The following is a 22,397-nucleotide window of genomic DNA, read 5'->3' as shown; positions in this document are numbered from 1 at the left end:
GGCCGTTATCAGGCCGTAGAGTGAGGGATTGGTGCCGGCACCCGCTGCCACTGGGCGCGTAGCGCTCCCGAACTATTACTCTAATTAACCGGAGTCATTAATTTATGGCCAATAACACCAACGAGTCCTCGACTTTTCCCGAGGTCGCCGTTAACGATATCGGCGGCGAGGAAGAACTTATCGCCGCGATCGATAAGACGATCAAGTACTTTAACGACGGCGACATTGTCGAAGGCACTGTCGTCAAGGTGGACCGTGATGAGGTTCTCCTCGACATCGGCTACAAGACCGAGGGTGTTATTCCCTCCAAGGAACTCTCGATCAAGCATGACGTTGACCCCGACGATGTAGTCGAGGTGGGTGACACCATCGAAGCCCTGGTTCTCCAGAAGGAGGACAAGGAAGGCCGTCTGCTCCTCTCCAAGAAGCGTGCCCAGTACGAGCGCGCCTGGAAGAAGGTTGAGCAGATCAAGGCGGATGAAGGTGTTGTTACCGGAACCGTCATTGAAGTCGTCAAGGGCGGCCTCATCCTGGACATCGGTCTGCGTGGCTTCCTGCCGGCCTCCCTGGTGGAGATGCGTCGCGTCCGTGACCTGCAGCCGTACATCGGCCGCGAGCTCGAAGCCAAGGTTATCGAGCTGGATAAGAACCGCAACAACGTGGTGCTCTCTCGCCGCGCGTGGCTGGAGGAGACCCAGTCCCAGGCTCGTGGCGAATTCCTTCACCAGCTGCACAAGGGCCAGGTACGCGAGGGCGTTGTGTCCTCCATTGTCAACTTCGGCGCTTTCGTGGATCTCGGTGGCGTGGACGGCCTCGTGCACGTTTCGGAGCTGTCCTGGAAGCACATCGATCACCCGTCCGACGCCGTGTCGGTCGGCCAGAAGGTCATGGTCGAGGTGCTGGATGTGGACCTGGATCGCGAGCGCGTGTCCCTGTCCCTCAAGGCCACCCAGGAAGATCCCTGGCAGTCCTTCGCTCGTACGCACTCCATCGGCCAGATCGTGCCGGGCAAGGTCACCAAGGTGGTTCCGTTCGGCGCCTTCGTTCGCGTCGAGGACGGCATCGAGGGCCTGGTCCATATCTCCGAGCTTGCTCCGCGCCACGTGGATTCCCCGGAGGAAGTGGTCAAGGTTGGCGAGACCATTTACGTCAAGGTGATCGATATCGATCTCGACCGCCGCCGCATCTCCCTCTCGCTCAAGCAGGCGAACGAGGGCGTGGATCCGAACTCTGATGATTTCGATCCGTCGCTCTACGGCATGGCTGCGGAGTACGACGAAAACGGCAACTACAAGTACCCCGAAGGCTTCGATCCGGAAACCAACGAGTGGCTCGAGGGTTACGAGAAGCAGCGTCAGGCCTGGGAGCAGGAGTACGCGGCCGCGCAGGAGCGCTGGGAGGGCCACAAGGCTCAGGTTTCCCGCGCTTTCGAGGCGGATGCCGGCCACTCGGCCGATACCGCGTCCGTGTCCCACGAAACCAGCTATTCCTCCACGTCGGAGTCCGCGGGTTCGCTCGATTCCGACGCCGATGAGGCGCTGGCCGCTCTTCGTGAGAAGCTGACGAACAACTAAGCACGCCGCCGCGGCGTGCGGATCGTTACCCGCCGGGTAGCGGATTGAGCTGCTCCCTGTTTGTTGGACTGTGCAATTCAGTTCCGATAGGCAGGGAGCCGTTCATTTCCCGCTACCCTTTTTCTATGCCCGGAATGCTTACTCGCGGCGCTGCGCGCGCCGAACTCCTCCGCCCCATTACACTGCCGGCCCATCGTGCGCTTCATGTGGCTGTCTCGGGCGGGATTGGGACCGGGAAGTCTACGGTTTCCCGAGTTCTTAAGCGTTTGGGTGCCGTGGTGGTGGATAACGATGAATTGGCGCGTGAGGCCACCGCTCCGGGTTCTTCGGGCGCAGAGCGGGTGCGGGAGGCATTTGGTCCGGGCGTATTCGCGGGGGACCAGTTAGATCGGCGCCGCCTTGCGCAGCTTGTTTTCGCCAACGCGGCGTGCCGCCACACGCTTGAGGACATTATCGTTCCGTGGGTGCTGGCGGAAACGAAACGCCGCCTTGACGCGCTCCCCACGGGGGCGGTGGGCGTTGCGGATATCCCGTTGCTGGTGGAGACGGGCACGGCGGGGGAGTACGACGCCGTCGTCATGGTGACGGCACCCCTTCGCCTCCGGTTGAAGCGGCTTGAGGAGCGCGGCCTGCCGCGCGAGGAGGCGCAGGCCAGGATTCGCGCCCAGGTGAGTGATGCGCAACGCCGGGAGGTGACGCATATCTGGGTGAACAATGCGGGGAGCACGCCGGAACTAGAGGAGCTTGTTGCGGATCTCGCGCGTACCTGGCTGGGGATGAGCGTTTAAGAGCTACATGCGTGGTGGTGGGCATACGCGCGTGGTAGCGGGTGCCCGCAACGGCGTCGTCGCGCTCCACAAAGGTCCCGAATTTCCGGTCTCGATTTTGCCTATATTGAGAAATGTTTGCCCTTTACGGGCTCCACGCAATTTTGAGGGGGAATATCTTGCCCATAGTTTGGCTCGTGGTCGGCATCGCGTTGATGCTGTTTCTCAACATTAAGTTCAACGTCAACTCGATGCTGGCGCTCCTGCTCTCGGCTCTGGCCGTTGCACTACTGAACGGCATGGCGCCGGGTGACGCGCTTACCACCATCACGAATGGTTTTGGCTCCACGCTGGGCTCACTGGCCATCATCGTGGTGTTCGGTGCCGCGATCGGCAAACTTATGGTGGATTCTGGTGCCTCCCATGTGCTCGCCTCCACGCTCATTCGCAAGTTTGGCGTGCGATGGGTGAAGGCCGCAGTCATTATCATCGGCCTTGTATTCGGTCTCGCCATGTTCTACGAGGTCGCGTTCATCATGATCGCGCCGCTGGTGATCTCCATCGCCAAGGAAGCGCGTGTCCCGTGGCTGGGCCTGGCTATTCCAGCCGTCGCGGCCACCACCGTGGCGCATTCAATCTTCCCGCCGCAGGCCGGCCCCGTGGCGCTCGTGGAAACCTACGGTGCGGATACCGGCATGGTGTACCTGCTCGGCATTCCCATGGCCATTATCTGGGTGCTGGTGGGCGGGCTCCTGTGGCCGAAGCTGATTGGAAACCTGGAGCGTCCCACCCCGGAATTCATGGAGCAGGATGCGGATGCCGCGACCGAGGCGACCAATCCGCCGTCGTTCTGGGTATCCCTGCTGGTGCCGCTCTCGCCGGCGCTCATCATGATCGCGGTGACCATCCTCAATACGTTCATTGACAAGGAATCAGCCGCCGGGCAGTGGATTAACTTCTTTGGCTCCTCCCCGGTGGCCATGTCCATCGCCCTCGTGCTCGCCTTCCTGCTGTTTGGCACGGCGCAGCACCACGATTCCAAGTGGTGCATGAAGGCCTTCACGGGCGCGATCGGCACCATCGCCGGCGTGGTCATGATCATTGGCGGCGGCGGCGCCTTCAAGCAGGTGGTGATCGATTCTGGCGTGGGCGACTACATCGGTAACCTCATGACGGCCTCCTCGATTTCGCCCTACATTATGGCGTGGCTGATCACCGTGCTCATTCGGCTAGCAACCGGCCAGGGTGTGGTGGCGGCACTCACGTCGGCCGGTATTATTGCCGCTGCGGTGGTGGATCCGTCCACCGGCGCCATGATGGCCGGTATTAATCCGACGCTCCTGGTACTGGCCACGGCGGCCGGCTCCAACTTCATGACGATCATCAACGATGCCTCGTTCTGGCTGTTTAAGGAGTATTTCAACCTGTCCATTAAGGACACGTTCAGAACATGGTGCGGCCTGCTCGCCTCGGGTTCGCTGGCGTCCCTCGCCTACGTGATGGTTCTGTCCGTATTCATCCACTAGCGCGACGCCGGGGAGGTACTCGGTACCCCTTAAACTTGGATTGTTCAAAGGAGAAGCATGGTTGATTTTTCGGCACTCGATGGGGTGCAACTGGTAACGAAGCACGGTTTGCAGGCCGTCGAGGTGAAGACGGATGTGGCCACCGGCCTGGTGTATCTCTATGGGGCGCACGTGGCCGCGTGGGCACCGGCTGGCCAGCCGTCCGCACTCTATATGAGCCCGGATTCCGTCTTTACTCAGGGAGAGCCCATTCGCGGCGGCATTCCGGTCATTACACCATGGTTTGGCCCCTCGGAGGATGGGTTGCACGGGTGGGCGCGTATCCACACCTGGGAGCTCGAGGACGTTCGTAACGACGCCGGCACCGTCACCGTGGTACTCACTCTCGCTGGTGAGCGTCCGGGTGAGCGTGATTCTGCGGCGCTTTCGCTGCGCTACACGGTGGTGTTTGGCCGGGAGCTAGGCATTGAGTTCGCCGTGACCAACGCTGGCGGCGGCGAGGTGCAACCCGAGCTGGCGCTGCACGCGTACTGGGCGGTGGACGCAAGGCACGTGAGCCTCAGCGGTGTGGAATCGGGCGGTGTTGACCGTCTGAACGGAAACGCAGCGCTCCCGGACGGTGCCTTCGAAGCGCTCACGGGGCAAACAGTGGACCGGTTCTACCCGTTCACCGGCCCCATCGCCATCGCGGACGGGACCGCCGGCCGCACCATCACCGTGACGTCACCGGAATCGGACAAGACGGTGGTGTGGAACCCAGGCACAGCTGGGTCACAGTCCAACACGGACATGCCCGATGACGCGTGGGAGCACTTTGTGTGTGTGAAGGCCACCCGCGTGCGCGACGGCGCGCCGAGGCTCCACGCGGGCGAGAGCGCTATCCTCACGCTCCATGCGGCGTTGAGCTAGGACGTGCCGGCAAGCGGCCGAGCAGTCCCACTGCGCCGTTCCGTTTGCTCATAACGTAAGGGCCCGCTGCTGCGGGCCCTTCGTATACCGCTACGATGGCCAGTATGGCCCTCGAGACTCACATTCGGCGCGCGGAAAACCCCTTCGAAGTAATCACGGACTACACCCCGTCCGGCGATCAGCCGCGTGCCATCAAAGAACTCACCGAACGCCTGAACAACGGTGAGAAGGACATTGTGCTCCTGGGTGCCACGGGCACCGGCAAATCCGCCACGGCCGCCTGGCTGGTGGAGCAGGTGCAGCGCCCCACGCTCATTATTGAACCGAATAAAACACTGGCCGCGCAGATGGCGGCAGAATTCCGCGAGCTACTCCCACACAATGCGGTGGAGTACTTCGTGTCCTACTACGACTACTACCAGCCGGAAGCCTACGTACCGCAAACGGACACCTTCATTGAGAAAGATTCATCGATCAATGACGAGGTGGAGCGGCTGCGGCATTCGGCCACAAACTCGCTGCTGACGCGCAGAGACACGGTGGTGGTGGCCTCGGTTTCCTGCATCTATGGTTTGGGCACGCCGCAGGAGTACGTGGACCGAATGGTCCAGCTCACCGTGGGGGACCGGGTGGACCGGGATGAACTACTGCGCACCTTCGTGGGGATGCAGTACACGCGCAATGACATTGCCTTCACTCGCGGCACATTCCGGGTGCGCGGGGACACGGTGGAAATCATCCCCGTTTATGAGGAGCTGGCCATTCGGATTGAGTTCTTCGGGGACGAAATAGATTCGCTCTCCACCCTGCATCCCCTGACGGGGGAGGTAATAGACCGGGTGGAAACGGCCCACATCTTCCCGGCGTCGCACTACATTGCCGGCCCCGAGCGCATGGAACGCGCCATCCATTCCATCGAGGAGGAGCTCGATGGGCGCCTGGCGGAATTGCGCAGTGAGAACAAGCTCCTTGAGGCGCAGCGCTTGGAGATGCGCACCACCTATGACCTGGAGATGATGCGCAATATTGGCACGTGCTCGGGCATCGAGAACTATTCGCGGCACATTGACGGGCGCGGGCCGGGCACGCCGCCAAACACGCTACTGGATTACTTCCCGGATGATTTCCTGCTCATTCTTGATGAGTCCCACGTGACCGTGCCGCAAATTGGGGCCATGTATGAGGGCGATATGTCCCGCAAGCGCACACTCGTCGAGTACGGGTTCCGCCTGCCCTCCGCCATGGATAACCGTCCCCTGAAATTTGCCGAATTCGAGGCGCGCGTGGGGCAGACCGTCTACATGTCCGCTACGCCCGGCAATTACGAGCGCGAGCGTTCGGATGGCTATGTGGAACAGATTATCCGCCCCACCGGTCTGGTGGATCCGCTCATCAAGGTCAAACCCACCGAGCACCAGATCGACGATCTACTGGAGGAGATCCGTCAGCGAACGGAGAAGAACGAGCGCGTCCTGGTCACCACGCTCACGAAGAAGATGGCCGAGGACCTCACGGACTACCTCGCGGACCGCGGGGTACGGGTGGAGTACATGCATTCCGACGTCGAAACCCTGCGGCGCGTGGAATTGCTGCGTGAGCTGCGACTCGGCGAGTTTGACGTTCTGGTGGGCATCAATCTGCTTCGTGAGGGTCTGGACCTCCCGGAGGTGTCGCTCGTTGCGATTCTGGACGCGGATAAGCAGGGCTTTTTGCGTTCCACCACCTCGCTCATCCAGACCATTGGCCGCGCGGCCCGAAACGTGTCCGGAGAGGTGCACATGTACGGGGACACGATCACCCCCAACATGAAGCAGGCTATCGACGAGACAAACCGGCGTCGTGAAATTCAAATCGCCTACAACAAGGAACACGGCATCGATCCGCAACCACTTCGCAAGAAGATCGCGGATGTCACGGACATGCTGGCGCGGGAGGACGTGGACACGGAAACGCTCCTGGAGGGCGGCTACCGGCAGGAGCCGGACAGCGCGAAGGGGCGCGCGTCGGCGGCGGAGATTGCACGTGCCAAAGGCGGGGCCGAGCTGCGCAAGATGATCGAGGACCTGGAAGCACAAATGCACGCCGCGTCTGATCACCTTCAATTCGAGCTCGCTGCCCGCTACCGCGATGAGATTAAGGATCTTAAATCGGAGCTGTGGCACTCCCAGCAGGCGCAGAAGTAGCCGGAAATTGCTCACATCCAGGTGATCCGTAGCTCCGGGCGGATAGACTCGCCTCCGGAGGGGAGTACTCCATAAGTATTCGTTCGTCATCACGGCTCTGCCCGGGCGGATCGCCCACGGGGCGGAGAAGACCTCCGGTCTATTAGCAACCGGAGGATCTCTTGAACTCTGTACTTATGGCGGGCACTGTGTCCGCGGCGTCGGCCGCCCAAATGGCGGTGCATCCTCTTGAGTGGGGCATCCTGGCCGTTGTGGTGATCGGTCTGCTTGGATTTGATCTGGTATCGCACGTGCGTAAGCCGCACGAACCGTCCATGAAGGAAAGCGCCGGCTGGCTCGGATTCTACGTGGCGTTGGCGCTGGTACTGGGCCTGTATCTGATGTGGCAGCATGCTCCCGAATTTGGCGTCCAGTTCTACTCGTCCTACTTCACGGAGCTTTCGCTGTCCGTGGACAACATTTTCGTGTTCATTATCATCATGGGCTCCTTCGCGGTGCCCCGGAAATATGAACAAAAGGTGCTGTTCTGGGGCATCATTATCGCGCTCCTGCTCCGCCTGGTGTTCATTCTGGCCGGCGCCGCGCTCATTGCCCGCTTCTCCTGGGTCTTCTTTATCTTCGCTGCTTTCCTTATTTACACGGCCATCAAGCAGGCGCGGGAGGGTACCGGCGAGGAGGAGGAAACCGAAGAAACAACGCACAACGAGAACGGTTTTGTAAAGCTGGTGCGCCGTTTTTACCCGGTGGCCGACCACTTTACCGACGACAGTGCGCGCACCCTCAACCCGGCGACGGGGCGGAAAGAGCTCACCCCCTACATTCTCTGCATCATGGCGATCGGCGGCGCGGATCTCATGTTCGCCCTCGATTCCATCCCGGCCTCCTTTGGCCTCACCCAGCAGCCGCTCATCATTTTCGCGGCCAACGCATTCGCGCTCATGGGGCTTCGGCAAATGTTCTTCCTGGTGGATGGACTGCTCAACCGTCTCGTGTACCTGCATTACGGACTCGCCGTTATCCTCGGTTTCATCGGCCTGAAACTGGTGGTCGAGGCATGCCATGCCTACGGCTGGCTGACGGTTATCCCCGCGTTTAGCCCGCTCAGTTCACTGGCGGTCATCATGGTGGTCCTGGTGATTACGGTTGTGGCGTCGTGGCTTAAGCAGCGCTCCACGGAGAAGTAGCGCGACGACGTCGTGGGCGCGCGCGTAGTTAGTACGCTCGCGTTCGGCGTCGTCGGGCTTCTCACGCAAGACGGTGACGGTGAGCCTCGGAATGCCGAACAACTGTTCGGTTGTGTAAAGTGTCCGGCGTGAATGATGTGATTCGCGTTAAGGGCGCTCGAGAGAACAATCTCCAGGACGTGTCGCTGGAAATCCCTCGCAATACGCTCGCCGTATTCACCGGATTGTCCGGATCGGGAAAATCGTCGCTGGCATTTGACACTATTTTTGCCGAGGGACAGCGGCGTTATGTGGAATCACTCTCCTCGTATGCGCGCATGTTCCTCGGGCAGATGGATAAGCCGGATGTGGACCTCATCGAGGGACTCTCACCCGCCGTGGCGATCGATCAGAAATCTACGAATCACAACCCGCGCTCCACGGTGGGGACGGTGACCGAAGTCTATGACTACCTGCGCGTGCTCTACGCGCGTGCCGGTATTCAGTATTGCCCCGTCTGCGGTGCACGAATTCAGGCGCAGAGCGCACAGCAGATCGTGGATGCCGTACTCGCCTATCCGGAAGGCACCCGGTTCCTGGTTCTCGCACCCATGATCCGGGACCGCAAAGGCGAGTACACCGAACTATTTAACGATCTGCGCACCGAGGGCTTCACGCGAGCACGCGTGGACTCGGAGATTGTGCGTCTCGATGAGGCGCCCAAGCTGGATAAGAAGCTGCGGCACTCCATCGATGTGGTGGTGGACCGCATGGTGATCCGCGATGGTATTCGTACCCGACTCACGGATTCGGTGGAGCAGGCGCTCCGGCTTTCCAAGGGCCTGGTGGTGGAGCTGCCGGACAGGGATCCCGGCGATCCGGAGCGGCAGCGGCGTTTCTCCGAGCAGCGTGCGTGTCCTAACGGCCACCCGCTGGCTCTCGAGGAAATCCAGCCGCGTACGTTCTCTTTTAACGCTCCCTACGGCGCCTGCCCGGCCTGCGACGGTATCGGGTCCAAGCTGGAGGTGGCCGAGGACCTGGTGGTTCCTGACCCCACGAAAACCCTCCGGGATGGCGCGATTGCGCCCTGGACCGGGCATCGTGACTTCTTTACCCGTCAGATGGAGGCGCTGGGGGAAGAGCTCGGCTTCGACGTCGACACACCGTGGAAGGCCCTACCCAAGCGCGCCCGGGACGCACTGCTGCACGGCTCCAACTACGAGGTGCAGGTCAAGTACCGCAACCGGTGGGGAAAAATGCGCACCTACTCCACGGGATTTGAGGGCGTGTTCAACTACGTGCAGCGCAAGCGGGCAGAGACCGAATCGGACTGGTCGAAGCAGCGCTATGAGGGCTACATGCGGGAGGTACCCTGCACGGTCTGCCACGGCGCGCGCCTCAAGCCCGAAGTACTGGCCGTGCGGCTCGGAGAACTGAACATTGACGAGCTCACGCGGCTACCCATCGACGAGGCCACCCGTTTCCTTGAAACCGTGACCCTCGATTCCCGGCAGGCGCAGATCGCCGCGCAGGTGCTAAAGGAAGTCAAGATTCGTATGCACTTCCTTGAGGACGTGGGGCTCTCCTATCTCACCTTGGCGCGCTCGGCGTCCACGCTCTCGGGAGGGGAGGCGCAGCGTATTCGCCTTGCCACCCAGATTGGTTCGGGGCTGGTGGGCGTGCTCTATGTGCTGGACGAACCCTCCATTGGGCTGCATCAGCGCGATAACGACAAGCTGCTTGCCACCCTCAAAAAGTTGCGGGACCTCGGGAACACCCTGCTGGTGGTCGAGCATGACGAGGACACCATTCGCAGCGCCGATTATGTGGTGGATGTGGGCCCGGGTGCGGGTGAACTGGGCGGCCAGATTGTCTACGCCGGAGACGTGGCCGGGTTGATCGAGTGCAAAGATTCGGTCACCGGGGATTACCTGGCTGGGCGCCGCGCCATTGCCGTTCCCGCGAAACGCCGTAAGCGGGACACGAAGCGGCAGATTGTCGTGCGTGGAGCGGCGGAGAACAATCTTAAAAACATTACGGTGAAATTCCCCGTGGGCACTTTTATTGCCGTGACCGGCGTATCCGGCTCGGGCAAGTCCACCCTGGTCAATCAGATTCTCTACCGCGCGCTCGCCAATCAGCTGAATCGAGCCCGACTGGTGCCGGGTAAGCATCGGAGTGTGGAGGTGCCTGAGGACCTGGACAAGGTGGTGCACGTTGACCAGTCACCCATTGGCCGGACACCGCGCTCCAACCCGGCCACCTATACGGGTCTATGGGACAAGGTGCGCAACATTTTCGCCGAGACCCCTGAAGCGAAGGTGCGCGGCTATGGGCCGGGCCGCTTCTCCTTCAACACGAAGGGCGGTCGCTGCGAGAACTGCAAGGGTGACGGCACCATCAAGATCGAAATGAATTTCCTACCGGATGTGTACGTTCCCTGCGAGGTGTGCCATGGTGCGCGGTACAACCGCGAAACACTGGAGGTGCACTACAAGGGCAAGAACGTCTCCGAAGTGCTGGGCATGACCATTCATGAGGCGCGGGAGTTCTTCGAGCCGGTGCAGTCCATCACCCGCTACCTGGCCACGCTGGAACAGGTGGGCCTGGGATACGTGCGGCTGGGGCAATCCGCCACCACGCTCTCCGGAGGCGAGGCACAGCGCGTCAAGCTAGCCTCCGAACTTCACCGCCGGACGCGGGGCCGCTCCGTATATATCCTCGACGAACCCACCACGGGGCTGCATTTTGAGGACATCCGCAAGCTGCTCCTGGTGCTTCAAGGCCTTGTGGAGCAGGGCAATACGGTGATTGTGATCGAGCATAATCTGGACGTTATTAAGTGCGCGGACTGGATTATTGACATGGGGCCGGAGGGTGGTAACGGCGGCGGCACCGTGGTGGCCACGGGCACGCCGGAACAGGTGGCGAAGGTGCCGGACTCCTACACGGGGCACTACCTGGCGGAGATGCTGAAGGGAGGGCGTGCCTAGGTGGCCGATCCGCAGTCCTACCGGCCGCCACAGGGCACCATCCCCACGGACCCGGGCGTCTATCGTTTTCTCGATGCCGAAGAGCGCGTGCTCTACGTGGGGAAGGCGAAAAACCTGCGCCAACGGCTGGCCAACTATTTCCAGCCCCCCGAAAACCTGATTCCGCGTATCCGGAAAATGGTTTTTTCAGCCACTCACGTGGTGTGGGTGGTGGTAGGCTCCGAAATTGAAGCACTCACGCTGGAGTATTCGCTCATTAAGCAGCTGGAACCGCCGTTTAATGTGATGTTCCGGGACAATAAGTCCTATCCGTACCTAGCGGTATCCATGGGATCGCGGTATCCGCGCCCGTATATCACCCGGGAGAAGCATCGCCGCGATTCCGTTTATTTCGGTCCGTTTACGAAGGTGTGGGCGATCCGGCAGACCCTGGATTCGCTGCGCCCCGTGTTTCACATGCGCGGGTGCACGGATGCGCAGTTCAAGCAGGCGCGCCGCTCTGGGAGACCCTGTTTTAATACGCACATTGGGCTGTGTAACGGGATCTGTGCCGGGCGTGTGAGCGAGGCTTACAACCGGGAACAGTGCCAGGCGTTCGTGGACTTCATGGATTCGGACGGTTCCACGATCATTAATGCCAAGAAACGGCAGATGCGCCTGGCCGCCGCGCAGGAGGATTTCGAACGCGCGGCGAAGCTACGCGATGAAGTGAAGGCGCTGGAAACAGCCGTACAGCGTAATGACGTGGTATTTGAGGGCAATCTCAACACGGACGTGGTGGGCCTTGAGGCCGATGAGATTGACGCCTCCGTGCAGTTGTTCTTCGTGCGTGGGGGCCGTATCCGCGGGCAGCGCGGCTGGGTGAGCGAAACAGACGGTACCTCCCCGGCGGAGGTGGTCAACCAGCTACTCCTGCACGTATACGGCGATCCGGCGTATGACGCCTATCGGGGCGTGGGCACCCAGGGGGATCGTACGGTGGAGGCGGGTAATGCGGTGGATGATCGGGATCATGTGCCCACCGGCGCGATTCCGGCGGAGATCTGGGTGCCGGAGTTTCCCACGGACCGGGCCGCGATGGAACGGTGGCTTTCGGATCGGCGTGGCGGACCGGTGCGCCTCAAGCGTCCCCAGCGTGGCAAGAAGGCCCATCTGGCGGAAATTGTGCACGAGAATGCGCGGCAGGCTTTCCAGCGCAACAAGTTGGCTCGCGCGCAGGATATGACCGTGCGGACGCAGGCGCTTGAGGAACTGCGGGATGGACTGGATCTGCCGCGTGCCCCGCTCCGGATCGAGGGCTACGACATCTCCCACACCCAGGGAAATCAGCAGGTGGGTTCGATGGTGGTATTTGAGGACGGGCTGAAAAAGAAAGCGGATTACCGTCACTACATCGTGCGCGGTCCGGAGGGACACGGTGTTCCGGACGATACGGCGGCCATGGATGAGGTGTTGCGGCGTAGGCTCTCGCGCTTAAAGGACGACGACGCCGCGGCCAGTGACGCCGGCGGTGAAGAGGACGTGGCCCGCGCCGCGGAGCTGCACGCACGGGGCGCCGATGAATCCAGTTCGCGGCCGCGGCGCTTCGCCTATCACCCGGACCTCATTGTGGTGGACGGTGGCCTACCGCAGGTGAACGCCGCCCAAAAGGTGGTAGACGAACTCCACGCGGACGTGCAAATTGTGGGCCTTGCCAAGCGCCTGGAAGAAGTGTGGATCCCCGGCGAGGAATTCCCGGTGATTTTTCCGCGCACCTCGCCGGCGCTCCGGCTACTTCAGCAGCTGCGCGACGAGTCCCATCGTTTCGCGATTATGTTCCACCGCAAGAAGCGCGGGGAGAATATGACGCGCTCGGCGCTTGATTCCATCCCGGGTCTGGGCCCGGCTAAGCAAAAGGCCCTACTGAAGGCTCTTGGTTCACTGGCCAGAATTCGGCAGGCGGACCGTGCGGACTTGGAGGCGGTGGAAGGTATCGGCCCCAAGCTGGCGGACACCGTATATCGGGCATTTCATGCAGAGACGTCAAGTCAGCCCGGTCAGGATGCTTCCTCGCCGGAGATTTCCGATACCACGCCCGGGCAGCCGCGGGCTTAGCGCCGCCCGCTCACCGCGTGGTGCCTGTGGCAAGATGGCCCCATGAGTGAAACTCGCCGTTATGATCCGTCGGCCACGGCCAATATCCCCGCCGTGGTGGCCAAAGATGAGGCTGCCACGCCAATTGTGCCCAATGTGCCGGAAGTGCTCATTGTGACCGGTATGTCCGGCGCCGGCCGCTCCCGCACCGCAGCCACACTTGAGGATCTGGGCTGGTACGTGGTGGACAATATTCCGCCGCGGCTTATCCGGGCGCTGGCCGGCCTTATCACTCCGGACGGTGGGGTTAACCGCCTGGCCGTGGTGGTGGATGTGCGCGGGCGGGAGTTCTTCGCGGAGCTGGTGGATGCCCTCCACGAGCTCAAGACCGGCGGTATTGCCTACCGGATCATTTTCCTCGATGCCTCGGATGAAGAGCTGGTGCGCCGCTACGAGAGTGTGCGCCGGCCGCACCCGCTGCAGGGGGATGGTCGTCTCCTGGATGGCATTGTCAAGGAACGCGCAATTCTCGCGGATCTGGCGCGGCGTGCGGACTACGTCATTAACACGACGGGTCTATCCGTCCATGATTTGGCGCGGAAGGTACGCACACTGGTGGGGGAGGACGCCGCCGCCCCGCGCGTGACGGTCACCTCATTCGGATTCAAGTACGGTATTCCACTGGATGCGGACAACGTGGCGGATGTGCGCTTCCTACCGAACCCGTACTGGGTGACGGAATTGCGGCACCTCAACGGGAATGATGCCCCGGTGGCAGACTACGTGCTGGCCCAGCCGGGGGCACGTGAGTTTGTGGAGCAGTATGGTCATCTCATGGACTCGGTGCTGGCCGGCTATCAGCGCGAAATGAAGCCATTTACCTCCATCGTCATTGGGTGCACGGGCGGGCAGCACCGCTCGGTTGCCATCGCCAATGCGATCTCCGAGTATCTGCGCAGCCGCGGGCACAACGTGCGCACTATTCATCGGGACCTGGGGCGCGAGTAATGCGCGAACAACAGACCGCGGCGAAACGCGAAAAAGGAGGAAGCGCGGCGAAACACCGGGTTCCTACGCCTGCTATTCCCGGGGTTCCTCCTACCGCCGCGGATCCTTGGACGGATGCGCAGGTGAGTAGCGGGCCGCATCTGGGCGTGGAACCGACGTTCCTGGGCCGTGGTGCGCGCGGACCACGCGTGGTCGCATTCGGCGGGGGACACGGGCTCTACGCCACCCTGTCCGCGCTGCGGGTCCTCACCCGCAATATCGTCGCCGTCGTGACGGTCGCCGATGACGGTGGTTCCTCGGGACGGCTGCGTAAAGAATTTGACGTGATCCCGCCCGGGGACCTGCGCATGGCACTGGCTGCGCTCACGGAGGATGGCGAGTGGGGCCTTATCTGGCGGGACGTGCTTCAGCATCGATTTACCTCGAACGGACCGCTTAACGGCCATTCGCTGGGTAATCTCCTCATTGTGGCCCTGTGGGAGGAACTGGGGGACACCGTAGCCAGCCTGGACTGGGTGGGGCGTCTGCTCAAGGTGACGGGCCGCGTGCTGCCCATGGCCGCCATTCCGCTCACGGTGGAGGCGGACGTGGACAATAATGGCGTCCACACAGTCGTGCGCGGCCAGGTGGCCGTGGCAACGGCTGAGGGCCGCGTGGAGCGCGTCCGCATTTTTCCCGAGGATCCGCCGGCTGTTCCCGAGACGCTGGAGGCCATCGAGCACGCGGACTGGGCCGTATTCGGCCCCGGCTCCTGGTACACCTCCGTCATTCCGCACCTCATGGTTCCGGAGATTCAGCACGCTCTACGCACCACGCGCGCCCGCAAGGCGCTGGTACTTAACCTGTGCTCGGATTGGGAAACGAAGGGCATGGACGCGGCCGGCCACCTCCGTTCCTTCCACCAGTACGCGCCCGACCTCGGCGTCGACGTCGTCATAGCCGATCCTGCGGCGGTGGGGGATATCGACGCCGTAACAACCGCGGCCGAGCAACTGGGCGCCACGCTTATGCTGCGGCAGGTGAGTATGCGCGGTGAACCCGCACGGCATGATTCGATTCGACTTGCCGCGGCGCTGCGTGACGCCTTCGAGGGCGCCGTGGGCGATGTGGAGGAGGAGTAAATGCCGGCAATGACCACCGCCGTCAAAGAAGAACTAGTGCACGTGCGGCCCGTGGGCACCAGTGCCGTACTAGCCGAGATGTCCGCCATGTTTCGCGTTGCCGGCGGCATCTCCATTCACGAACGGCACCTGGATCTGGAAGCCGGCCTCTCGCATCGCGCCAGTGCGGAGCGCCTGTGGGATTGCATGAGACGCGTTTTCAATGTGGAGCCGGCGCTTATTGAGGTGTCCGGGGAGATGCGTAACGGGCAGCGTTTCGTGGTCACCGTTTCGGACGACGCCGAACGTATCGCGCGCAAGCTCGGGCTTCTGGACATGCATGGACGCCAGGTACTGGGCCTGTCCCACCGGATCATGTCCGGCACCAAGGCGGACGCGGCCGCGGCCTGGCGCGGGGCGTTTCTGGCGCGGGGCAGCCTCATGGAACCGGGGCGTAATGCGGCGTTGGAGGTGGTGTGCCCCCGTATGGAGGCCGCCTACGCGCTGGGCGGATTAGCGAGGCGGCTTGATATTCCCTACCGTGTCCGCGAGTCACGGGGGAGTGCCCGCGTGGATATTCGGGGTGGAGAGGCGATCTCCGACATGCTGGCGCGGATGGGGGCGCATGACGCCGTGCTGCAGTGGGAGGAACTGCGAGTAGAGCGTGAGGTCAAGGGGTCAGCGAACAGACTGGCCAACTTTGACGATGCGAACATCAGACGCTCGGCCGCAGCGGCGGTCACCACCGTTATTCGGGTGGAGCGTGCCTTTGAGATTCTGGGCGCCTCCGTTCCCGATAATCTGCGGGCCGCTGGTGATGTGCGGCTGGCCTATCCGAGCGATTCCCTCGCTGTACTGGGCGAGCACCTGGATCCACCCGCCTCAAAGGACGCCGTGGCCGGGCGCCTACGGCGCCTCACATCGCTCGCGGATAAGGAAGCAGCGCGGCAGGGCATTCCCACCACCATGGATGCGGTGGCTGAACAGCACGGATTGGCCACCGGACGCTAGTTTTCTCCTACCCGCGGATTCTCAGGACCCTTGGCCTGCCGCTAAGTATGGCCTTTCGCTAGAATGTCCATGGTTCTGGTGAAAACCAGCACTCAACTTCTCACGTCTGGTGAGAATCAACCGATCTGCATGAACTGCAGGAGGAGGAAAATAGTGACCACTCGTATTGGTATCAACGGATTTGGCCGCATCGGTCGCCTTGCTCTCCGCTCGATCCTGAAGTACAACTTTGACCTCGAGGTTGTCGCCGTCAACGATCTGACCGACGTGAAGACGCTGGCCACGCTGCTCAAGTATGACACCGCGAACGGCGTCCTTGAGAACGAGGTTGCGGCCACCGATGAGGGCATCACGGTGGACGGCAAGCTCATCAAGGTGCTTGCGGAGAAGGATCCCGCCAACCTCCCCTGGAAGGATCTTGGCGTGGACGTGGTCATCGAGTCCACCGGCCGCTTCCGCACCTCTGAGGCTGCTTCGGCCCACATCAAGGCCGGCGCCAAGAAGGTCATCATCTCCGCCCCGGGCAAGGGCGTGGATGCCGCCTTCGTGATGGGCGTCAATGAGAACACCTACGATCCGGAGAAGCACAACGTCATCTCCAACGCGTCTTGCACCACCAACTGCCTGGCGCCTGCCGCCAAGGTACTGGTGGACAACTTCGGTATCGAGAAGGGCCTCATGACCACGGTGCACGCCTTCACCGCGGATCAGCACCTCCAGGACGGCCCGCACAAGGATCTGCGCCGTGCTCGCGCCGCCACCTACTCGATCATCCCCACGTCCACGGGCGCTGCCCAGGCCGTGGCCCTGGTGATCCCGGAGCTGGCCGGCAAGTTTGACGGCTACGCGCTCCGCGTGCCGGTCATCACCGGCTCCCTCACGGACCTGACCTTCATCCCGGAGAAGAAGGACATCACCGTTGAGGAGATCAACGCTGCGTTCAAGGCTGCCGCTGAGGGCGATCTCAAGGGTCACCTCCAGTACACCGAGGATCCGATTGTATCCTCTGACATCATCGGCAACCCGAACCAATCCATCTTCGACGCCGGCCTGACCAAGGTTGTGGACGGCCTCGTGAAGATCGGCGCTTGGTACGACAACGAGTGGGGCTACGCCACCTCCCTGGTGAAGCTCACCCAGTATGTCGGCTCCAAGCTCGCCTAGTTCAATGCGATTAAGGGTGCTCGCCAGAGTTCAAGGCTCTAGCGGGCACCCTTTTCTTAAGCTTTCAAGGTAAGGAACCAAAATGAAGACGATCGAATCTCTGGGTGACCTCGCGGGCAAGAAGGTTTTTGTCCGCTCGGATTACAACGTGCCACTGGATGAGAATGGCGAAATCACGGATGACGGCCGTATCCGCGCCGCTCTCCCCACGCTGAAGAAGCTGCTGGGCGATGGGGCCCGTATCATCAATGCCGCTCACCTTGGCCGCCCGAAGGGGCAGGTGAACCCCAAGCTTTCCCTGGCTCCCGTTGCCAAGCGTCTCTCCGAGCTGCTGGGTCAGCCGGTAGTACTCGCCGCGGATACCACGGGCGAGGATGCGCACGCCAAGGCGGCCGCTCTCAAGGACGGCGAGATTCTCCTGCTGGAGAATGTCCGTTTTGACGGCCGTGAGAACTCGAAGGACGATGCCGAGCGCGCAGAGATCGCCGCGGAGTATGCGTCCCTGGCCGACGTATTTGTGTCCGACGGCTTCGGTGTGGTGCACCGCAAGCAGGCGTCCGTCTACGACGTCGCCTCCAAGCTTCCATCCGCCGCGGGCCTGCTGGTCCAGAAGGAGATTGAGGCGCTCTCCAAGGGCACGGACAATCCGGCTCACCCCTACACGGTGGTACTGGGCGGCTCCAAGGTTTCGGACAAGATCCCGGTGATCGATAACCTCATTGAGAAGGCGGACCGCATTCTTATTGGCGGCGGCATGGCCTTCACCTTCCTTAAGGCTGAGGGCAAGGAAGTGGGTACTTCGCTGCTGGAAGAGGACAAGGTGGAAACCGCCAAGGAGTACCTGGCCAAGGCCAAGGAGAAGGGCGTGGAGATCGTCCTGCCCGTCGATGAGGTGGTTGCGGCAAAGTTTGATCGCGACGCCGCCGGCGACGTAGTGTCCGTTGATGACATTCCGGCGGACAAGATGGGCCTGGATATTGGACCGGAAACGGTCAAGCTGTTTGCCTCCAAGATTGCGGACGCGAAGACGGTGGTGTGGAACGGGCCGGTCGGCGTGTTCGAGTTCCCCACCTTCGCCAAGGGCACCGCGGGCATCGCCGAGGCCATTCAGGATGCGCCCGGCTTCACCATCGTGGGCGGTGGAGATTCTGCGGCTGCGGTCCGGCTGCTAGGGTTTGACGAGAGCAAGTTCAACCACATTTCCACCGGTGGCGGCGCCTCCCTCGAGTTCCTCGAGGGCAAGGAACTCCCCGGTATCGCTGTTTTGGAGGACTAATGGCACGCACACCGCTCCTTGCGGGCAACTGGAAGATGAATATGGATCATCTGGAGGCCACGCATCTGGTGCAGAAGTTGGCGTGGACGCTTGGTGACGCCCAGCATGACTTCAACCGGGTAGAGGTGGCGGTGTTTCCGCCGTTCACGGACATTCGTTCCGTGCAAACCCTCGTGGACTCCGATGAGTTGAAAATCGCCTATGGTGCGCAGGATGTGTCGGCCCAGGATAACGGGGCATTCACGGGTGATATCTCGGTGTCCATGCTGACCAAGCTCGGGTGCTCCTACGTGATCGTGGGGCACTCGGAGCGCCGTCAGTACCACGGCGAAACGGACACGGAAGTGGGAGCGAAGGCCGCGAAGGCCCTCGCCGCCGGCATCGTGCCCGTGATCTGCTGTGGCGAAGCGCTGGAGGTGCGCGAGGCCGGTAAGCACGTTGAACACGTGCTGGGGCAGATCGACGCCATGTTCTCCGGCTGGGAGGCGGATGCTGTTGGCCGCGTGGTGGTAGCCTACGAGCCGATCTGGGCCATCGGCACCGGGAAGGTAGCTACGCCGGCTGACGCCCAGGAGGTGTGCGGCGCTATCCGCGCTCGCATCTCTGAGCGCTTCGGCGCGGGGGCGGCAGAATCCATACGTGTGCTGTACGGTGGCTCCGCGAAGCCCGGCAACATTAAGGAACTCATGGCACAGCGAGATATCGATGGTGCTCTAGTGGGCGGTGCAAGCCTCAAACCGGAGGATTTCGCCGCTATGGCTGAGTATCAGAAGATGTAACTCGCCCCATACCTTAGGAGCGCTTGGCTCCTAAGGTATGCTGTCCCTATCGAGGAAGGAACAACCACAGTGCATGTCATTCTCATTGTGTGCGAGGTACTGCTGATCATCACCAGCCTCCTACTCACCCTGTCCATCCTGCTTCACAAGGGCAAGGGAGGTGGCATCTCGGAGATGTTCGGTGGTGGCATTTCCACCTCCATGCGTTCTTCGGGTGTGGCTGAGCGAAACCTCAACCGCATCACCGTGGCTGTGGCCATCGTGTGGGTGGTCGTGGTGGCCATCATGGGCCTCATCGTTAAGTATCAGTAAAGTCCATGCAAATAATGGGGGCGGCTTAGCCGCCCCCATTATTTGTACCGGCGGCCCTAGCTGATACCAACCGCCGGCAGGCCGTGCAGCAGCACGTCCTCATAGGCATGATCCCGGCCCATCTCCTGGAGTTCCTCAATCAGCATGGCGTCAAGAGTGCGGGGCGCCAGGCCGACCTGTTGATCATGACGACCGGGACGGTGCAGCATCGCGTGGGTATTTCCGGTGGGGCGGTGGACGGACACGGCCTCGCCGTCGGCAAAAGTGATTTCTGCATAGGTAATGAGGCCTGCTGCATCCTCATGCTCAAGAGCGACGGGTACGCCCAGCCTCAGCCCCAGCCACGCGCCGAGCATGAGCGTGGCACCGCGATCCTTCTCGCCTACCACACGTGCGGAAGCCGGTTGCCGAGTAGGGAATTCATCGAGCAGCGCCGCCAGATAGTTGCGCCACCGGGTGGTGGCGGCCCAGGCGAGATCGGTATCGCCCGGCGTATAGGTGGCCCGGAGGCTGCGCAGCGCCGTCGCCGGATTTGTATGGGAACGCTGTAGCGTAGTGATCCGACGGGTAGCGATCCGCCCCAGCGCGGAATGCCCGGGATCCGCCGGAATCTCATCCAACCACCACACCACCACGGGCGTGTCTGAAAGTAGTAGCGGGGTGACGAGGGTATCCAGGTTGTCGGCCGCTCCGCCGCGTGCCCGCAGGATGGCAATCTCTGAGGCGCCGGCGTCACTGCCCACACGCAGTTCTGCGTTCAGCCGCGGCTCGCCGCCGGGCTGGGGGAGTATGACGATCACGCGGGAAGGATGCGCCTGAGAGGATTCGTAGGCGGCATCAAGCGCTTTTTTAACAGCCGCTTCACTCTTCACGACGACGAGGGTGAGTACGCGGCCCAGGGCCGAGCTACCCACGGTTTCGCGCAGCGAATTAAGTTCCAGATCAACGGCGGCCGATGTGGTGTCAGTAATGGTCTTCTTCATGCTTCCTCCAGCCTACGGACGCCGCCAGGCGTAGCCATCTGTCTCAATCATGGCCTCGGCACCAGCTGGCCCCCAGGTGCCGGGTGAGTAGAACTCAAGCGTTTCAGGATGTGCCTCCCAATATGCTTCGGCCACATCGAGGATGCGCCACGATTCCTCCACCTCACGCCACTGCGGGAACAGCGGTGGTTCTCCCAGCAGTACGTCGAGAATAAGACGTTCGTAAGCCTCCGGCGAGTACTCGGTGAATGCGTGGCCGTAGGCAAAATCCATGGTGACATCACGGAGTTTCATGTTCGGACCTGGCACCTTGGAGGCGAACTTGAAGGTGGCGCCCTCATGCGGTTGGACGCGCATCACCAGAGCGTTCCGTTCCAGGCCTGCTTGCTCCGGGAATGGGAGGAAGGATGGCTTTTTGAGCACGATGGCGATCTCGGAAACACGCTTGCCAAGGCGTTTCCCGGTACGCAAGTAAAATGGCACACCCGCCCAGCGGCGGGTATCGACCGCGAGTTTAAGAGCCGCGTAGGTGTCCGTCGTCGAATCCTTGGGAATATTATCCTCATCCCGGTACGCCTTGATCCAGCGGCCACCCTGCCAGCCACCCGTGTACTGGGCACGAATGGAGGACTCCGCGGCCGTCGACCACAGGTGGGTGGCGGAGAGCACCTTCTCTTTTTCGGCGCGCAACGCAGCGGCGTCGAAGGAGATCGGCTCCTCCATGGCTGTCAGTGCAAGCAACTGAAGTAGATGGTTCTGGATGACATCGCGCGCCGCACCCACGCCGTCGTAGTAGCCGGCGCGGCTCCCAATACCGGCCGTTTCCGCCATGGTGATCTGGACATGATCCACGTGCTGCGCGTTCCAGATGGGCTCGAACATTTCGTTGGCAAAACGAAGCGCGAGAATATTCTGGACGGTTTCTTTGCCCAGATAGTGATCAATGCGGAACACGGAGTTTTCAGGAAAAACACGCGTAATGGCGCCGTTGAGCTCGCGTGCGGAAGCAATATCATGGCCAAAGGGTTTTTCGATCACCACGCGGCGCCATGAGCCCTCGGGTGCGCGCGCAATACCGGCACCCGCTAGGCCGTCCGCCACCGTTTCAAAGAGCTTGGGCGGGATAGCCATGTAGAAGGCGAAATTACCGGCCGTCCCGCGGTGCTCATCCAGTTCTTCCATGACACGGCCGATTTCCGCGTAGGTGGAAGGCTCCTCATAGAGCCCTTCGACCATGCGAAAACCGGACCGCAGCTGGGCCAGCGTGGCGTCCGTGACCTCCGTGTTCGCGCCGGCCCGGATAAAGTCCGTGACCTTGTCCCAGATGTTCTCGATGTGACGCCGTGCCACACCGATAAGAGAGAAGGAGGGCGGGAGTAGGCCGCGATTGGCCAGGTCATAGATGGACGGCAGAATTTTGTGCCGGGCGAGGTCACCGGTGATGCCAAACAGTACGACGCCGCTTGGACCGGCTATCTTCTCCAGGCGCCGGTCCGGCACCGCACGCAACGGGTTGGTCATGTGTCTCCTCCAGAAAATAGGGGCCGGCAGACAGCGCCTGCACCCCGTTCAAGAT

The 22,397-nt window shown here is 61.8% G+C and carries 17 protein-coding genes; 15 read left to right on the top strand and 2 right to left on the bottom strand.

Annotation, left to right across the window (positions count from 1 at the left end; all coding sequences use genetic code 11):
* Positions 1–104: 104 nt before the first annotated feature.
* From rpsA to secG, 15 genes are all read left to right on the top strand, one after another.
* Positions 105–1,574, top strand: a complete 1,470-nt coding sequence (gene rpsA / locus EIH27_RS02890; protein ID WP_124039469.1) for a 30S ribosomal protein S1 — start codon at positions 105–107, stop codon at positions 1,572–1,574.
* Between the two features lie 125 nt (positions 1,575–1,699).
* On the top strand, positions 1,700–2,362 hold the full coding sequence (gene coaE, locus EIH27_RS02885; RefSeq protein ID WP_206424866.1) for a dephospho-CoA kinase: 663 nt from the start codon (positions 1,700–1,702) through the stop codon (positions 2,360–2,362).
* A 158-nt stretch (positions 2,363–2,520) separates the two neighbouring features.
* The gene (locus tag EIH27_RS02880; RefSeq protein ID WP_206424865.1) at positions 2,521–3,867 is read left to right on the top strand and encodes a gluconate:H+ symporter; all 1,347 of its coding nucleotides are present in this window, start codon (positions 2,521–2,523) and stop codon (positions 3,865–3,867) included.
* A 57-nt stretch (positions 3,868–3,924) separates the two neighbouring features.
* Positions 3,925–4,776, top strand: coding sequence for an aldose epimerase family protein (locus EIH27_RS02875; protein WP_124039467.1), 852 nt, complete (start codon positions 3,925–3,927; stop codon positions 4,774–4,776).
* Between the two features lie 95 nt (positions 4,777–4,871).
* On the top strand, positions 4,872–6,959 hold the full coding sequence (gene uvrB / locus EIH27_RS02870) for an excinuclease ABC subunit UvrB (RefSeq protein WP_420892135.1): 2,088 nt from the start codon (positions 4,872–4,874) through the stop codon (positions 6,957–6,959).
* A gap of 176 nt (positions 6,960–7,135) precedes the next feature.
* The gene (locus EIH27_RS02865) at positions 7,136–8,143 is read left to right on the top strand and encodes a TerC/Alx family metal homeostasis membrane protein (RefSeq protein ID WP_241152943.1); all 1,008 of its coding nucleotides are present in this window, start codon (positions 7,136–7,138) and stop codon (positions 8,141–8,143) included.
* Positions 8,144–8,271: 128 nt separating this feature from the next.
* Complete coding sequence (gene uvrA, locus EIH27_RS02860; protein WP_124039465.1) at positions 8,272–11,115, top strand: excinuclease ABC subunit UvrA; 2,844 nt, start codon at positions 8,272–8,274, stop codon at positions 11,113–11,115.
* Positions 11,116–13,209, top strand: coding sequence for an excinuclease ABC subunit UvrC (gene uvrC / locus EIH27_RS02855; RefSeq protein ID WP_124039464.1), 2,094 nt, complete (start codon positions 11,116–11,118; stop codon positions 13,207–13,209).
* A 42-nt stretch (positions 13,210–13,251) separates the two neighbouring features.
* Complete coding sequence (gene rapZ / locus EIH27_RS02850) at positions 13,252–14,196, top strand: RNase adapter RapZ (protein WP_124039463.1); 945 nt, start codon at positions 13,252–13,254, stop codon at positions 14,194–14,196.
* Complete coding sequence (locus tag EIH27_RS02845) at positions 14,196–15,317, top strand: gluconeogenesis factor YvcK family protein (RefSeq protein WP_124039462.1); 1,122 nt, start codon at positions 14,196–14,198, stop codon at positions 15,315–15,317. Before rapZ ends, EIH27_RS02845 begins: the two co-directional genes overlap by 1 nt.
* Complete coding sequence (gene whiA / locus EIH27_RS02840) at positions 15,318–16,307, top strand: DNA-binding protein WhiA (RefSeq protein WP_124039461.1); 990 nt, start codon at positions 15,318–15,320, stop codon at positions 16,305–16,307.
* Positions 16,308–16,460: 153 nt separating this feature from the next.
* Entirely contained in the window at positions 16,461–17,471 is a 1,011-nt protein-coding gene (gene gap, locus EIH27_RS02835; protein WP_124039460.1) for a type I glyceraldehyde-3-phosphate dehydrogenase, read from the top strand.
* An 82-nt stretch (positions 17,472–17,553) separates the two neighbouring features.
* Positions 17,554–18,747, top strand: a complete 1,194-nt coding sequence (locus tag EIH27_RS02830) for a phosphoglycerate kinase (RefSeq protein ID WP_124039459.1) — start codon at positions 17,554–17,556, stop codon at positions 18,745–18,747.
* Positions 18,747–19,526 carry a triose-phosphate isomerase gene (tpiA, locus tag EIH27_RS02825; protein WP_124039458.1) on the top strand — a complete coding sequence of 260 codons (780 nt, stop codon included), beginning with the start codon at positions 18,747–18,749 and terminating at the stop codon, positions 19,524–19,526. The genes EIH27_RS02830 and tpiA overlap by 1 nt, the downstream gene beginning before the upstream one ends.
* Positions 19,527–19,595: 69 nt before the next feature.
* Positions 19,596–19,838, top strand: coding sequence for a preprotein translocase subunit SecG (gene secG, locus EIH27_RS02820; protein WP_124039457.1), 243 nt, complete (start codon positions 19,596–19,598; stop codon positions 19,836–19,838).
* Positions 19,839–19,894: 56 nt separating this feature from the next.
* Here the strand turns inward: secG and EIH27_RS02815 are convergent, their stop codons facing one another.
* Positions 19,895–20,821, bottom strand: a complete 927-nt coding sequence (locus tag EIH27_RS02815; protein WP_124039456.1) for a glucose-6-phosphate dehydrogenase assembly protein OpcA — start codon at positions 20,819–20,821, stop codon at positions 19,895–19,897.
* Between the two features lie 12 nt (positions 20,822–20,833).
* On the bottom strand, positions 20,834–22,342 hold the full coding sequence (zwf, locus tag EIH27_RS02810; RefSeq protein WP_124039455.1) for a glucose-6-phosphate dehydrogenase: 1,509 nt from the start codon (positions 22,340–22,342) through the stop codon (positions 20,834–20,836).
* Positions 22,343–22,397 lie beyond the last annotated feature (55 nt).

This window comes from Neoactinobaculum massilliense (assembly GCF_900604955.1).
GTDB classification, from domain to species: Bacteria; Actinomycetota; Actinomycetes; order Actinomycetales; family Actinomycetaceae; genus Neoactinobaculum; species Neoactinobaculum massilliense.
This window is presented reverse-complemented; position numbering and strand designations above follow the sequence as displayed.